This is a genomic window from Dyadobacter soli (assembly GCF_900101885.1).
GTDB lineage: Bacteria > Bacteroidota > Bacteroidia > Cytophagales > Spirosomataceae > Dyadobacter > Dyadobacter soli.
In genome coordinates, this window is the sequence record NZ_FNAN01000018.1 from 153,488 (window position 1) to 168,945 (window position 15,458).

Here is a 15,458-nt window from a genome sequence, read left to right on the forward strand (position 1 = left end):
CGACCGCCGATGGCAGATGGCGATGATCGGCCTTCGGCCTGAACATGGACTATCGAATGCACGGTCTATGGTCTATGGTCTATGGTCGGCGGTCGGTCGTCGGCGGTCAGCGGTCAGCCGTCGCCCCTTCCACCACTATTTGGCATGATTCTTTGCATATAATTGCCGAGAACATTTAATTTTGACAACTCCTTCTAACAAGTCATTTTTCAAATTTTTATGAAAATGAAATACGCATTTCGCATTCTGCCGGCTTTTGTGGCGGCTGGAATGCTCGCAGGTTGTTCCAAAAATCCGGTGACGGGCAAAAAAGAGATCGTCTTCATGTCGCAGGAAAAAGAGATCGCGCTTGGTGCCGAATCACACCCGTCTATCGTGGCTACAATGGGCATTTACGACGATAAAAACCTGCAATCCTTCATCAACGAAAAGGGTATGGCCATGGCGAAAATCTCCCATCGTCCCGATTTGCCCTACAAATTCTTCATCGTCGACTCGCCGGTTGTCAACGCATTTGCCGTACCTGGCGGTTACGTATATTTCACACGGGGAATTATGGCGCATTTCAATAACGAGGCCGAATTCGCCGGGGTGCTCGGGCACGAAATCGGGCACATTACCGCCCGTCACTCTGCCCGCCAGCAAACTTCCCAGATTTTCGGGCAGGTAGGCCTTGCCGCAGGGATGATCCTTTCCCCGCAGGTACGCGCATTGGGCGACCAGGCGCAGCAGGCGCTGGGGCTGCTCTTTTTAAGTTACAGCCGCGATCATGAGACCGAATCGGACAAAATCGGGGTTGATTATTCCAGTAAAATCGGCTACGATGCCAGGGAAATGGCCGATTTCTTTGGTACACTCAAAAGAATCTCTGAAAAAGCCGGACAAGCCATTCCTACATTCCAATCGACCCACCCTGATCCGGGTGACCGTTTTACCAAAGTAGGCAAGCTGGCCGCCGAATACCAAGCAGCGCATCCGGGTAAGTACAACGTGAACCGGGACGTATATTTGCGGAAAATTGAGGGCATTATATACGGTGCCGACCCACAGCAGGGCTTTGTGGAAAATAACAATTTTTACCACCCTTCCCTGAAATTCCAGTTCCCGGTACCGAGCGGCTGGCAGTACGAAAACTCGCCGGCACAGTTCCAGATGGCGGCCAAAGACGGCAAGTCGATGATGCTATTTACCCTCGCACAGGGCAAGACGCTCGAAGAAGCTTCACAGGCAGTCGTGAAAAATTACGGCCTGAAAGTGCTTGAAAACGATAAAACAACCATTAATGGCAACCCGGCGCTGGTGATGGTATCGCAGCAGTCCGAGCAAGGGGCCAACGGCCAGGCTGCCGCTGCAACCGCGAACACCATTCAGGTGGGTACGTGGCTGATCCAGTACGGCGGCAACATCTATGCCATTCATGGCGTGGCGGCGGCTGGTAACTATGCGGCTAATGCAGGTCAGTTCCGTTCGGTGGCGCAGGGTTTCAAATCCGTTTCTGATGCCAATATCCTCAACCGCCAGCCGGAACGTATCCGTATTAAAACCGCGCAACGGGACGCGACATTGCGCGAGGTGCTGAAAGACAACAACCAGCCGGATGGAAAGCTGGACGAACTGGCGATTATCAACGGCATGGCTTTGACCGATAAAGTCGCGAAAGGTTCGCTTTTCAAGACGCTTGGGAAGTAATTATAGACATTAGCGAGTGATGCGAGGGCGGTATGGGGACATGCCGCCCTCGTGTGTACGTAGGGTGTACCGGGCCGCTCGTCACACGTATCCAACCATTAGTCATCTTATCGCAAACTTTTTTAATTAGAATTTGGTTGACATATCAACACAATATACCTTTGTAACATCATGAGCGCAAACATAGATAGCTGGCAGAACCTTAGGGAAGAATTGAAGAACTCGTTGCAGTTCAAATTGGGGGCCGTAACCAAAACGGTTTTCAAGAAAATGAATGCGGAGCTTGTCAATGAAGGTATTCCCGTGCTGGCGGAGCAGCTGCCGATCCTGATGGTTGTATATTTCCAGGAACAGGCGCGGACGCAGCAGGACATTGCCAATATTTTGCAAAAAGATAAAGCTGGAATCCAACGCTCTGTGCAGACTTTGCATAAGGATGGTTTCTTGAAAATCGAAAGTGATATTGAGGATAAAAGAAAGAACCTCATTTCGCTGACGCCAAGTGGAAAGTTCGTCTGTGAGCGCATTCAGTCGCTGGCGATCGCATTCAACAACCAGATAATGGAGCATTTTACAGAGCAGGAATGGACGACGTTCCTCGGTTATCTGGACAGGGTCGTCAAAGTAGTAGACAAATAAATTTTTTTGAATTAATAGTTGATATATCACCAGTAGAGGTATCAACTATCTTGCATTAGCCACAACAATCAACAACAGGTCAAAATGAAAAGTAAATGGATCGCCGCAATCGTGTTAACCGCCGCCTCGGCGGTGCCGGGCTGGGCGCAGACGACGCTGAGTCTGAAAGATTGCATTGCCTACGGGATCAAGAACAACGGGAATGTTAAAATAGCTCAGTATAAGGAGAGTACGGCCGTGCAGCAGGGACGTGAGGCACTGGCGGGTTATCTGCCGCAAGTAGCGGGTACCGGGTCGCTCGACGATAACCTGAAATTGCAATCGACCGTGTTGCCGGGTGCGCTGTTTGGCGGGGAAGACCGCCGCGTGGCGCTGGGTACCAAGTACCAGAGCAATGCGTCGGCGCAGGTAGACCAGGTGGTGTTCGACCAGGCGATGCTGATCGGTATCAAAGCCAACAAGCCGAACCAGGAGAACGCCGCATTGAACGCGAAGAAGACAAAGGAGACGATCATATATAATGTAGCGAACGCCTATTACCAGGTTTTTGTGACGCAGCAGCAGATCGCGCTTTTGAAGGATAACCTGGATAAAACCAGCCAAATCCTCAGCACATTAAAACTGCAACTCGATAACGGCGTGATCAAAAAAGTGGATTACGACCGCACGCAGGTGAATTTGAACAATATCAAATCGCAGCTGACATTGGCGGAAAGCAATCTTACGCTTTCTGAAAACCAGTTGAAATTCCAGATGGGCATGTCGCTTACCGAGCAGCTCGTTTTGGCAGATAATCCGCTCGACCAGCCATTCAAGCTCGTCGAGCCGGGTCAGTTCAATGCTTCCAACCTGACCGATTTTAAAATACAAAACCTGAATATGGAGCTGCAACAGCTCGAAAAGGCGCGCATTAAGGCGGGGTATCTACCCAAAGTGTCGGTTTACGGCCGCTATGGCGTGCAGGCGCTCGGTAATGACCTCGGTACTTCCTGGGGCAACTGGTTCAGCTACGGCGCTATCGGTTTAAAACTGAACATCCCGATTTTTGACAGCTTCCGCCGCGACGCGCAATTCAAACAGGCCGATCTGAACCTGATGACGCAGAAAGAGCAGCTGAAACTCAATGTACAGAACTACGAATTGCAGAACAGCAATGCATTGACCCAGCTACAAAAAGCAAAATCCAGTCTGGCCAGCGACGAAAACAACGTAAGCCTCGCGAAGGAAGTATACGATGTGACGACGCTTCAATACCGCAAAGGCACTGTGCCGCTGACGGATTTATTGAATGCAGAGACTTCGTATAAGGAGTCGCAAAGCAACTATATCAATTCCATGCTGAGCTACTACCAGGCAAAACTCGGTTTGGAGCAATCCACCGGCAGCCTCAACGAATTTTACACCGCATTACCATAGCACTTCATCAACAAACCAACATTATTCACTCATTCACTCATTGACTCATTCGACATTCAGTCATTCGGTCATTCAGTCATTCAGTCATTCAAAATTATGAAGCGAAAACTCATCATCATCGGTTCCATCATCGTTATCGGCGTTCTGATCGGCGTGAGGCTGGTTGCTAACAAAGCCAAGATCGACGAGAAGAAGAAAATGCCCGAAAATAAGAATGTAACCATTCCGGTAACGGCCACCGCCGTACAGGAAGGCAGCGCAGACCAGCAACTGATCCGCACAGGGAGCCTCATTCCTTTCAAAGAAGCCGAAATTATGGCTACCGCGGCAGGTAAGGTACTGGCTGTGAAATACGAACTCGGCTCGCACGTGGCGCAAGGTGCAACTATTGTGAAAGTGGATAGCAAATTGAAAGAGCTTTCCCTCGAAGCTACGGAGCTGAATATCAATAAACTGAAAAAGGATACGGATCGTTATTCCAAACTTTTGGCAGGCAATGCAGCCACCGAAGTGCAGGTGAACGATACCAAATACAACTACGACAATGCATTGAACCAGGCCGAGCAGATCGAGCAGCAGATCAGTGACGCGTCCATTCAGGCGCCGATCAGCGGCCGCATTGTGAAGAAAAACATCGAGCCGGGCGAATTTGTGAACGTGGGTACTTCGCTTGGAACGATCCTCGATGTATCGCGTCTGAAAGTGCAGGTGATGATCAACGAAAACGATGTTTACAAGCTCAAAGAAGGCCAGCACGTGCAGGTGAGCACCAGCATTTTCCCCGGTAAGAAGATCGACGGCGTGATTTCCTACATCGCCCCGCAAGGCGACGAGTCGCACAACTACCCGGTGGAAATTGTGGTGAAAAACTCTACCGAACTGAAAGCCGGTACGTTCGTAACTGTGGAATTTCAGCAAAAAAGCAGCGCGCAGTCGCTCCTGATCCCGCGCAGCGCGCTCGTGGAAAGCGTGCGTAACCCGTATGTATACGTGGTGGAAGGCGGCGTGGCGAAACAACGTAAAATTGAAGTAGGCCGCGAAGCAGGCGACAATGTGGAAGTGTTGGCAGGCCTGAAAGCCGGCGAGACGGTGGTTACGACCGGACAGATCAACCTCAGCGAAGGCGCGGCGGTGACCGTTACAAAATAATCTTCATCAGCAAACTGAAAGAACTATGTCAATTACCGAAGTAGCCGTAAAGAGACCGCTCTTCATCACCGTAGTATTCGTGGTACTGATACTGTTCGGTTTGATTAGCTACAACCAATTGTCTTACAACTTGTTGCCCAAATTTGAGGCCAATGTTGTGAGCGTAATGACGACTTACCGCGGAGCTTCCGCGGATGAAGTCGAAACGAACGTGACGAAGCATATTGAGGACGCTGTGTCCGCCATTGAAGGTCTGGACCAGATCAACTCGACTTCGCAGGAAGGTGTGTCGTCTGTGATTATCCAGTTGAAACAAGGCATTAGCGTCGATCTGGCGCAGCAGGAAGCGCAGCGGAAGGTGGAGCAAGTGATTTCGCTTCTGCCCGATGACGCGGATCGTCCCGTAATCAACAAATTCTCTACGGACGAAATCCCGGTTTTGAGAATGGGTGTGACCGCGAACCTTTCGCCATCCGCATTGTACGACCTCATCGATGACAAGCTGAAACCGCAGCTTTCGAACGTGACCGGAGTGGGGCAGGTGACCATTATTGGTGGTACCGAGCGCCAGATCCAGGTAAACATCAGCCAGGATAAATTGAAGGCCTACCATTTGTCGATCAGCCAGGTTTCGGCTGCGATCAACAATGCGAACACTTCTTACCCGGCCGGCCAGGTGAAAACCCAGGACGACCAGTTGTCCATCCGTTTCGACGCGAAGCTCACTACCGTTGCCAATTTGAGAAATGTAATCGTAGGTAAATCTTCCAATGGCGGACAGATCTTCCTGCGCGACATTGCAGAGGTTTACGACGGTGTTGCGGATGCTACTGCGGTGAACCACATCAATGGTCGCCCGTCCGTGGCATTGCAAATCCAGAAACAATCTGACGCGAATGCCGTAGACGTGAGTAAGCTCACCCGCGAGCGTTTGACCAGCCTTGAAAAGCAATACGAAGCGCAAGGTTTGAAGTTTAACATTGCTTCCGACCAGTCCATTTACACCTTGGCTTCGGCTGACGCCGTGGTATTCGACCTTGGGCTTGCGGTACTGATTGTGTCCGTGGTAATGCTTTTGTTCCTGCACAGTTTCCGGAGCTCGATGTTCATCCTCGTGGCATTGCCATCGTCGATGATCCCGACATTTATATTGATGAGTGTGATGGGCTTCTCGCTCAACCTGATGACCCTCATGGCGCTTTCGCTCGTGGTGGGTATCCTCGTCGATGACTCCATTGTGGTGTTGGAAAACATTAACCGCCACATGGAAATGGGCAAAAGCCGCTGGCAGGCCGCATTGGACGGCCGCGCCGAAATCGGTTTCACCGCATTGGCGATTACATTGGTAGACGTCGTGGTATTCGTGCCGCTTGCATTGACGCAGGGTTTGATCGGTAATATTTTGCGCGAATTCTCGCTCGTGGTCGTGTTCTCGACATTGATGAGCTTGCTCGTATCGTTTACATTAACCCCGTTGCTCGCCTCGCGTTTCGGTAAAGTAGAAGTTTTGGATAAAAACAGCCTCTGGGGTCGTTTGAACCTCGGTTTTGAGCATCTTCTGGATAATGTAAAAGAAGAATACGGTCGGATTCTGACCTGGGTACTGGGTCACAAACGCTACATTTTCCTGCTCTCGTTTGCATTGATTATCGGTTCTATCGCATTGGTACCGGGCGGATTCGTAGGAGCGGCTTTCATGCAGCAAAGCGACCGCGGCGAGTTGAATGTTTCCATTGAATTGGCGCCTACTGCTTCGGTATACCAAACCAATCAGGTAGCACAGCGTGTGGAGAAGATTCTGCTCGGCAAACCGGAGGTTACCAAGGTATTTACCAATGTCGGTTACAGCAGCACCGGCTTGGGAACCACTTCCAACAGCAACATTGCCGATTTGACCGTGCAATTGGTGGATAAAAAAGAGCGTACCATTTCGTCCGAAGAATTTGGCCAGAATATCCAGAACGAGATCCTCCAAATCCCGGGCGTAAAAGTGACCGTCGCACCGACCTCGATCACCGGTAATGCGAACCAGGCGCCGATCCAGGTAGCTGTGAAAGGTACCGATATGGCAGTGATCCGGAAAGTTGCTGCACAAGTGAAAGACATCGTGACTTCCGTGCCTGGTTCTTCCAACGTAGATTACTCCGTGGACGACCCGAAACCGGAAGTAGGCGTAACCCTCGACCGTGAGAAAATGGCGCAACTCGGCATCAATGCAGCCGAAGTAGGTGCGACTTTACAAACTGCATTCCGTGGCGACGACCGTTCGAAATTCAAGCAAAATGGCAAGGAGTATGACATTATGGTCAACCTCGACCAGTTCGACCGCTCCAAAGCCGACGACATCCGCCACCTGAATTTCGTGAACAGCCAGGGCCAGACCTTCGAGCTCTCGCAATTCGCGACCATTCGCGAGGGAATGGGTGAAAGCGTCCTGCAACGCATCGACCGCCTGTCGTCGATCACCATCAACTCGCAGGTAGTAGGCCGCCCGTCCGGTTCCATCGGCGCCGACATTCAGGCCAAAATGGCGAAAGTGAAGCTCCCCGAAGGCATTAGCATCGAGTACCGCGGCGACCTGAAAAACCAGGCCGACGCATTCGGCAGCCTCGGCGTGGCATTGCTGCTCGGTATCATCCTGATCTACCTTATTATGGTAGCGCTTTATGAAAGTACCATTTACCCGTTTGTGGTACTCTTCTCGATCCCGGTAGCCCTCGTCGGCGCATTAACCGCCCTGGCCCTGACCATGGAAAGCCTCACGATCTTCTCGATCGTAGGTATGATCATGCTACTTGGTCTTGTAGCCAAAAATGCGATCCTGATCGTCGACTTCGCCAACCAGCTGAAAGAAGAAGGTTATGCATTGAAAGAAGCCCTCATCGAAGCCGGCAAGGAACGTCTCCGCCCGATTTTGATGACCACCATCGCGATGATCGCGGGTATGCTCCCCATTGCCCTCGCATCCGGCGACGGTGCCGAGGTGAAGAACGGCATGGCCTGGGTAATCATCGGCGGCCTCACCAGCTCACTTACTTTGACCTTGTTCCTCGTACCTAGCGCTTATTATGTGGTGGATCGGATCAAGGAGCGATTTGCTAAGCGGAAGAAGCGGAAAGTGAAGGAGGAGATGGTTTTGGAGGCTTGATAGTCTTTTGATAAATGTGCCTGATGGCACAGATATAATGCAAATGCCCTGCTGTTTTGATGGCGGGGCATTTGCTTTTTACGCTTTCACACTTTCAATGCGCTGTATGAAAAGCGTCAGCTCGCGAAAAGTCATGAAAATGTCACTAACACGCGGATTGTAGCCGGCCTCCTGCTGGAATGCCATCGAATCACTGTAAATCGACCACAAGTGATCCCGAATTTCCGCGGGGCTGCCTACATTCAAAAGTTCTTTTACTTGCTTGCCGTAAGCGAGGCACACCGAATCCTCGGATTCGGTCGTGTGTGATGAAGTTGTCATGCTGATAATGTGTTAGGTGGAATGAAAATGCCCTGCGTTAGGCGACCTAACGCCATTATCAGCGTTCGGGGCCTTTCGAAACACCCACACCATAGCAGGGCAAACCGTTGTTGCTTTTTCATATTGATAGTGTTTAAGGTGGGTGTAAGTTGGGTAGTTAACAGAGAAAACACAAGCAAAATACATTTGGGTTTTCCTGCGGTAGGGGATTGGAAATAAAGAGGAGGTAACGGGTTTCCAAATGGATGATCACGGCACCAGTCACGTGTGTAGGTAGAGGGGAAAAGCTCAAAACTCAATCAGTTCAATTACCTCGCATTCCCCGACACTTCTGTTGCCTTCCTTAAAATATCCGATCGTTCCGACCCTCAAATATTCCTTATGGTAAGGGATGAAGTCCTTGGTGACGATCCACATCGTGGCAGTTCCGGATAAGGGTACAAATTCTGTCCCATCGAGAATGCGACCGTTCTCATCCTCAAATTCCGGCCAGATCATGTAGATTGAATGCTTGAACTTGCCTTCATTCTTATAGTGGAAGTCGCATTTGTAATGCTGCAAAGCGGGATTGTAGCGGCCGCCTTCTTCATAAGAATAAAGCCGGTACTTGACCCGGAAATTAGGTCCGCGGTTGAATGAGGTTTCGTAGGGGCAGAATTCAGACATGGTGGTTGGCAGATCTAACTAACGGAGATATTCGAAACCGGGCTGTTTAAACTGGCAATTTTCTTTTTTCTAGATTTGCTTTCCGCCTGCACTTGCGCCGCCTCTGCATTCAAGATTTGTTCGATCGTCTCAAATTTGATAATAGGCGCCTTGCCAACGAGCAATGCAAGTTCAATCAACTTGGAAATGGTGAAATTGAAATTGCCATTCAGAATCTGAGACACGTAGGAAGGAGATACATTCAATTTTTCTGCCACCTGCTTTTGGGTGAGATTGTTTTCCTCCATGTAGCTATTGAGTAGATTGAAAACTTCAATCTGCACATCTGTTAACCAGTAGGCAGGGCTTTTTAGAAGATCCTCGCGTGTTTTCATAGGTTAGTAATATTTGTTATGCCTTCGGACTCAATGTCATGCATTAATTTTATCAGATATTTCAGATCGGCTTTCTGATTGCTCTTGCGCCCGCCCAAAAGGATTATCTTTCCAGTCCTTTCGACTTTGATCAGATAAAAGCGTAAGCTTTTGCTTTTTGCCTCGTACAATTGGTAGGAGAACTCCCCTAAGTGAAGCAGGCGAAACATCGTTTTTGGCAACATTTTAAGATTGCACACCTTTTCCAGAATGTTGTAAATCTTATCTACTTCGCGATCTAGTCTGCAGTTCCTCGAAATCTCTTCCTCAAAATCGTCAACCTGGCAGGTTTTCTGAATGAAAAGTTTATACAATTTGATTCTGGTAGGCCCGACTTTATCTGATATCCGAATGCTGAACTTTGACATAAAGTTAAGTTTTAACTTAATATTTGTCAAGCCTGAAACCAGGCCCGTTTCAGCATAAGGCGTTGTAGATGGCTATATTAACCTAATTTTTAATTATCAATGAGCAGCCGGCAGAGATACTTGTGTGAACGGAAATGATCCTTGCAGATTTAGTATTGCCGGCATGCGTTTGAACTTTACGCTCGATATTACTTCTGGACAATGAATTTAGTCTGCACCATTTCTCCTGACTGTGTCGGCACAGAAAGGATATATATTCCGCTTGGAAGCTTTTCTATATTCAAATCGTCACCGGTCCATTGGGTCGAGGTTCCGTACCTCCGGCCATTCAAATCCGTGATAGTGACCTGGCTACGCCGGTTGCCGTCTGTAATCCGGGGTTGGATTTTCAGTACATTAAATGCTGGATTGGGATAAGTAGTGATGCCTTCCGACGCAAAATCGAAATCCAGCGATCGAACCGAGCTGTATGCAAAGGTTTCGTCAGCATCTACCATCTTTAAACGATAGTAGTTGATTCCATGGATGGGCGCGGAGTCTACGAAGTGATACTCATGTCGGGCGGAACTTTCTCTGAGAGATTTTACAATGCCAATATTTTGCCAGGTTTTGCTATTCCCGCTCCGCTCAATGGCAAAGTGGTGGCTGTTTGTTTCGGAAGTTGTTGTCCAGCTTAATATAGCAGTTGATGACTCCTTTTTTACATTAAACTCAACCAATGTCACAGGAAGCGTTTCGGATTTTGTTCCGATGGCAAATGCTTTGAAGTCGTCGGGTTTGATTGCTTCGGAGCTGGTAATAGATCCAGATTGTGGAGAAGAGGGCCCTCCGAGAATTGAGTTAGCGTCCAGCCGGGAAGGAATTTCAGTCCAGATGCCGTTTTTCCAGCCTACAATTCTGATATTGTCCAATTTGCTCAGATGATCCGCGAGAGCGCTGGCTTTGTTCCAGGTGAGGGTGACCGGAGTAGTATTTGCTCCCTCTATTAACCAATATTCGGAGTTGTTGACAAAGGAAAGCGTGGCTTGCCGGGCCGTGACAGGAAACGATGCTCCGGCCGGGTCGGAATGAAAATACATGCCGGTCGTGCCAGCTGATGATGCTGTAAATGGCCCGTAAAATGTGCCATCGCCGACCGGAAAAAATGATAGACCTGCATTCAGTTTCTTTACTGCGCCGTCTACAAAATGGGTTCCGTTAATATTTGTGAACTGCGCAGATGCAGTTGTATTCAACGTCCCATGCGCAATGCCTCTGGCAGTGGTTATCTTTCCGCTACCTAAGTCCTGCGCTCCAAAAACCGTAACTTCTCCGCCGGCAGGGATGAAGACGTTACCAAATACTTTCTGCTGTGCTGATATCTCAACCGACCTTAATACGAGAAGGAGTAGTAAATTGAAAAGGAAGAAGTACTGCGGGCCACGAGCTGAAATCTGATTTTTTATCGTGGTTTGGATCGCGTTAATCATGGGACGTAGCTGATCAAGTAGCTTCCTTCAACCACCTTGACCGAACATCCGGCCTGGGGAGATTTGATGGTCGGGAGAATGGAGAAAGAAGTATAGTCTCCGGCGAGCAGTTGTACCAATGTGGAAGCTTTGGTTATGTACTTATCCTCGAATACAGGTGCGAGTCTTTCATCGATGATCGGATAAGTGCTGGCTTCGCCATTGCGTATCAGGCTTACTTCCAGGCCCATAAAAGACGATCCGGTACAGCCAGCATTGTTTTCGATAGTCAGCCTGGTTTCTATCTGGTACCAACCCGAATAGAGTACTTTATAAGTACCATTTGCGGGAATATGGAAGCCTCCTTGTACAACTGAAAAACTCGGATAGCTGAGATTTATGCGCTCGCCATTCACGAGTGGTCCTGTTTGTGCGCCGTCGGCACGCATTCTGGGGAACTGAGACAGGTTGCTGGGAGTCAAAAGGCTCCATTTTGCCTTACCATCCGCATCGGATACGAGCACTGAGCTGATGGCCTGAGTTCCGTCTGCAATTGTCAATTGCCCGGTGGTTTTATCCACTTTAAATTTCCGACCAGGTGTTGAAGCTTCCACTTCAAGATTGGAACTGGGCTCGATATCCGTCGAATTCGTGCCGATTTTCATTTGCCCAAATGATTCTTTGGCAGAAAAAGTCAATGCAAGGGCGATAGAGGAAATGAGTAAAATCTTCAAATGCATAGAGAGAAATTGGCTTTTGGTTTTTATAGCTTAAAGATGTAACCTTTTTGAAACTATATCAACAAAAAAAAGGCCAGAAATCGCCATACCTGACAACCTCTGACCCTTTGACTTAACAACTAAAAATAGCTATTTCCAACGCTCCCCAAGCACCTTCATCCAATACCCCCCAACCACAGACCGTGCCCGAAACCCGACGGATTTCCCATTGGTCGTCTCATGCCAGTCCGACAGCGGAATGCGATCAGCAGTACCATTCGCATACTTGTAAATGGGCTGAATCAATGCCTGGAAATCCTCCGGCTTCTCAGCGAGCGTGGCCGTCCAGACAATCCAGTCGGATTTGGTGTAGGTCTTGCGGCTGTCCAGCGGCAGGCCGAAAGGTTGCTGTTTGGTTAGGTAGTAGGCGATTTCTTTTTGGGCGACGGTTTTTGGGAAGACGTTAAGGTCCAGGAGCTTGTCCCATACCAGGTTGTATTTCTGGCTCCACGTGCCTTTTTTGTCGAAAGTCAATGCGTAGTGATCGCCGTCGGCGGCCATTTGCACCCATTTCTGGGCGAAGTCTTTGGTCAATGTGGTTACTTCGGCGGCTTCTTTGGATTCGCCGAGTTGTTCGGCGAGTTTGGCGTAGGAGGCCAGACCCATGATGGCTTTGATAGACAAGTTGGTGTTGTGCGCCAAATGTCCCGCAAAGTCGTCGGTGCAAAGCTGGTTGGCAGGGTCGAAACCTTCTTTTTTCAGGTAATTGGCCCAAATGCTGAGGGTTTTCCAGTGCTTTTTGGCATAATCGGTGTTGCCTTCCGCTTTGGTAATGGCGTAGGTGAGAATGAGCATGTTGCCGGATTCTTCCACGGGCATGTCCTCGCCGTATGTCTGCCCGTTCGCGAGCGGGTAGGTGCCTACATCGTGCGCGGCGAAAGGTTTGGTCCATTTACCGCTTTCCGAGTAGTGGAAAATGGGTTCCATCATGCCTTTGAGCAGCGTCGGGTTGTAGAGCAGGAACAATGGCGCCGATGGATAAGTGATATCGACCGTTCCAATAGAGCCGTTGCTGAAATTTTCTTTGGAGAAAAACAATGGCGTGCCGGTAGGGTCGGCGGCGAGTTTGTGTGCGGAAATAGCCTGGCGGTAGGCCAGTACGCAAAGCTCGGCGTATTGTTTGCCGCCGGCATTGAATGCGTCGTCGTAAATGGTTTTGTCGGTTTCCTCGCAGGTTTGCAGGATTTTGGCAAAGTCGGCCTCGGCGCTTTTCAATTCGCCGGCGATGGTTTTGTTGCCATCTTTGTTCCACCAGGGCCGCAGGTTTTGGCCGAAATACTGAACCGAATAGCCATCATCGTATGCCACCAAAGCATGCAGCGACTTACTTTCAGCTCCTACTTTTCCCGCATTCAATATCAGCCCCATTGACCTGGTGTCGGCAGGGGCCGCGCCGGCCTGGTCGACGCTCAGGGTGCCTTTGGAAGCAAATTCTTTAATAATATCGGTTGAAAGTCCGATAGCCGAACCCTTCACTGAGCCTTGCGGCGCCGCGAGATAAGCCTGACCCCAGTCGATTCGTACGTCGTCACCTTTTCTGGCCAGCAGGTTTTGAACCGAATTAGCCAGGGACAATGTAGTCAAACCATCCTGATTAGCCTCTTTACCAACTACCGACTGCGTGTTGTCATGGGTAGCCCAAAGTCCGGTTACCGCATTCATAATGCTCACATCGTGCTGCTTGCCGTCGGCTGACTTTACTTCATATATAAGGTAGTTGACCGGCCGCGAGAGCAAATCCATGTCTTTCATAATCAATGGAGCGACGAAACGCACGGTGAGCTGGACCGGCCCGGCGTCGAAGCGATAAATCGACTGCGTAGCCTTCATCTCAAAGCCAGTCTGCCTGGCCAATGCTACCGCGTCCGCGCCTTTCGGAGCAATTTCGTCGGCGAGGCCAATATCAATGTAACCTGGCCCGGCGCCATTCTTCACATAGGCTGCCAATGTATTCTTGCCCTTTTTTAATGCCTTCGCTGCCGCGGGACTGATCGGTTTGAATTCGTAATCGCTCGTAAAGCAAGGCGCGCAATCGTAGGCGGGTACGCCGTTGATGAACACCTGCACATCGTCGTCGTGGAAGATATTCAGGACAGGCTTTTCAAAATCGACATTCGTGAGGTTGAAATCGCGCCGATACCAAAGCTCCTGCGGGAATTCGGTACCGCCTTTGAGCATCGCGTCATTGCGCTCGTGCGTTCCGAAGGGCGCGGGGCCCTGTTTCCAGGTGCCGACATTGTACCCGTCCTTAAACCACCATTTCGGGTCGGGTTTTGTGACAGTGAATTTGGCAGTGTAAGGTTCCTGTTTGGCCGTCGGCAAAATGGTTTTCATTTCGGCCGTGGAGGCGCCCATGAAGCGATAAGCTTTGCCGTCGACGCGGATGAAGCCGTCCATCGGGTGTGGTTTGCCGGTCCAGTGTTTGGTGATGGAGCCCGCAAGCTGGTCGCCGAACGACCATACGCTGGTGTACGGATCGATGGTAACGAGGGGAGTGGCCGGCGGCCGGATGGATTGGGCAAAAATCGTTGAGGTAGTGAGTAGCGTCAGCGCGGTAAGCCAGCGTTTGAGCATAATTTCGGTCGGTTTTGTTAGCCCGGGATTTCAATCCCGGGAATTGGAAAATTTCGTAATGATAGGGGTAAGAAGCGTATCGAGCAACGAGGAAGCCATTTGGGTTGCATTTAATGCGCTATTGTTCCGATAGCAGTTGGGAAACTGTATTTTCTAATGCAGGTATCTTGTTGATTATGATATCCCAAACCAGTTCAAGATCAATGCCGAAATATTCATGCGCTACGAAGTTCCGGAACGCAATGATCTTTCTCCATTCGATCTCCGGGCGAGTGGATTTGAGGTCGTCCGATAAATGATTGGCTGCTTCTCCTATAATTTCCAGTTGCCTTTCAACGGCAAAACGAAGCATTGGATCGTCGTATAGGTCGCCCTTTACTTTTCCTTCGATAAAAGAATGAATGTAATGAATTGCTTCAAGAATATGCAGTAGCCGTACTTTGTCGCCCTCAGATTTTTTCATAGATCAATTGCTTCTCCTGATCGATCTGAGGTTTGATGAAAGAAGACAGGCCGTTGGAGCTGACGAGATCGACTTTGGTTTGGAGGAGTTCGGTGAGTGCTTCCTGCATGTCGATAAATGCGAAGAAGTCTGCACCATTCTCGTAATCGAGGTCTACCAGGATATCAACATCGCTTTCGGCGGTTCGTTCACCACGGGCTGCCGAACCGAAAAGATATGCGCGTTTAACGGGCTTATCCCGGAAGAATTGGGCGGCTTTCTGAATGATTTGCTCCATAATAGGATTGTTTCAGACCCAATATAAGAAATGCAGGGCATATAAAGTTGCATCCCTACGGGATTTGAAAGACGTGTATCCAACGTATGGCTACCTATATTACGTCGC

13 protein-coding genes are annotated in these 15,458 nt (G+C 49.6%); 5 read left to right on the forward strand and 8 right to left on the reverse strand.

Annotated elements, in window-relative coordinates; translation table 11 throughout:
• Nucleotides 1-219: 219 nt before the first annotated feature.
• From BLQ88_RS27125 to BLQ88_RS27145, 5 genes are all read left to right on the forward strand, one after another.
• Nucleotides 220-1,689, forward strand: coding sequence for a M48 family metalloprotease (locus BLQ88_RS27125; RefSeq protein WP_090156144.1), 1,470 nt, complete (start codon nt 220-222; stop codon nt 1,687-1,689).
• Between the two features lie 171 nt (nt 1,690-1,860).
• Complete coding sequence (locus BLQ88_RS27130; RefSeq protein ID WP_090156145.1) at nt 1,861-2,328, forward strand: MarR family winged helix-turn-helix transcriptional regulator; 468 nt, start codon at nt 1,861-1,863, stop codon at nt 2,326-2,328.
• 84 nt (nt 2,329-2,412) lie between these two features.
• Complete coding sequence (locus tag BLQ88_RS27135; RefSeq protein ID WP_090156146.1) at nt 2,413-3,744, forward strand: TolC family protein; 1,332 nt, start codon at nt 2,413-2,415, stop codon at nt 3,742-3,744.
• A gap of 96 nt (nt 3,745-3,840) precedes the next feature.
• Nucleotides 3,841-4,893, forward strand: a complete 1,053-nt coding sequence (locus BLQ88_RS27140; protein ID WP_090156147.1) for an efflux RND transporter periplasmic adaptor subunit — start codon at nt 3,841-3,843, stop codon at nt 4,891-4,893.
• 25 nt (nt 4,894-4,918) lie between these two features.
• Nucleotides 4,919-8,041, forward strand: a complete 3,123-nt coding sequence (locus tag BLQ88_RS27145) for an efflux RND transporter permease subunit (protein ID WP_090156148.1) — start codon at nt 4,919-4,921, stop codon at nt 8,039-8,041.
• A gap of 78 nt (nt 8,042-8,119) precedes the next feature.
• Here the strand turns inward: BLQ88_RS27145 and BLQ88_RS27150 are convergent, their stop codons facing one another.
• The 8 genes from BLQ88_RS27150 to mntA form a co-directional block, all read right to left on the reverse strand.
• Nucleotides 8,120-8,362: a hypothetical protein gene (locus BLQ88_RS27150; RefSeq protein ID WP_090156149.1), complete on the reverse strand. Its 243-nt coding sequence runs from the start codon at nt 8,360-8,362 to the stop codon at nt 8,120-8,122.
• A 288-nt stretch (nt 8,363-8,650) separates the two neighbouring features.
• Nucleotides 8,651-9,028, reverse strand: a complete 378-nt coding sequence (locus tag BLQ88_RS27155; RefSeq protein ID WP_090156150.1) for a hypothetical protein — start codon at nt 9,026-9,028, stop codon at nt 8,651-8,653.
• A gap of 14 nt (nt 9,029-9,042) precedes the next feature.
• On the reverse strand, nt 9,043-9,402 hold the full coding sequence (locus tag BLQ88_RS27160) for a helix-turn-helix domain-containing protein (protein WP_090156151.1): 360 nt from the start codon (nt 9,400-9,402) through the stop codon (nt 9,043-9,045).
• Nucleotides 9,403-9,997: 595 nt separating this feature from the next.
• Nucleotides 9,998-11,278 carry a T9SS type A sorting domain-containing protein gene (locus BLQ88_RS27170; protein WP_090156153.1) on the reverse strand — a complete coding sequence of 427 codons (1,281 nt, stop codon included), beginning with the start codon at nt 11,276-11,278 and terminating at the stop codon, nt 9,998-10,000.
• Nucleotides 11,275-11,997, reverse strand: coding sequence for a hypothetical protein (locus BLQ88_RS27175; protein WP_090156154.1), 723 nt, complete (start codon nt 11,995-11,997; stop codon nt 11,275-11,277). Before BLQ88_RS27175 ends, BLQ88_RS27170 begins: the two co-directional genes overlap by 4 nt.
• Before the next feature lie 129 nt (nt 11,998-12,126).
• On the reverse strand, nt 12,127-14,610 hold the full coding sequence (locus BLQ88_RS27180) for a glutaminase family protein (protein WP_090156155.1): 2,484 nt from the start codon (nt 14,608-14,610) through the stop codon (nt 12,127-12,129).
• 118 nt (nt 14,611-14,728) lie between these two features.
• Nucleotides 14,729-15,073 carry a HepT-like ribonuclease domain-containing protein gene (locus tag BLQ88_RS27185; protein ID WP_090156156.1) on the reverse strand — a complete coding sequence of 115 codons (345 nt, stop codon included), beginning with the start codon at nt 15,071-15,073 and terminating at the stop codon, nt 14,729-14,731.
• On the reverse strand, nt 15,060-15,350 hold the full coding sequence (gene mntA / locus BLQ88_RS27190; protein WP_090156157.1) for a type VII toxin-antitoxin system MntA family adenylyltransferase antitoxin: 291 nt from the start codon (nt 15,348-15,350) through the stop codon (nt 15,060-15,062). The genes BLQ88_RS27185 and mntA overlap by 14 nt, the downstream gene beginning before the upstream one ends.
• Nucleotides 15,351-15,458: the final 108 nt, after the last annotated feature.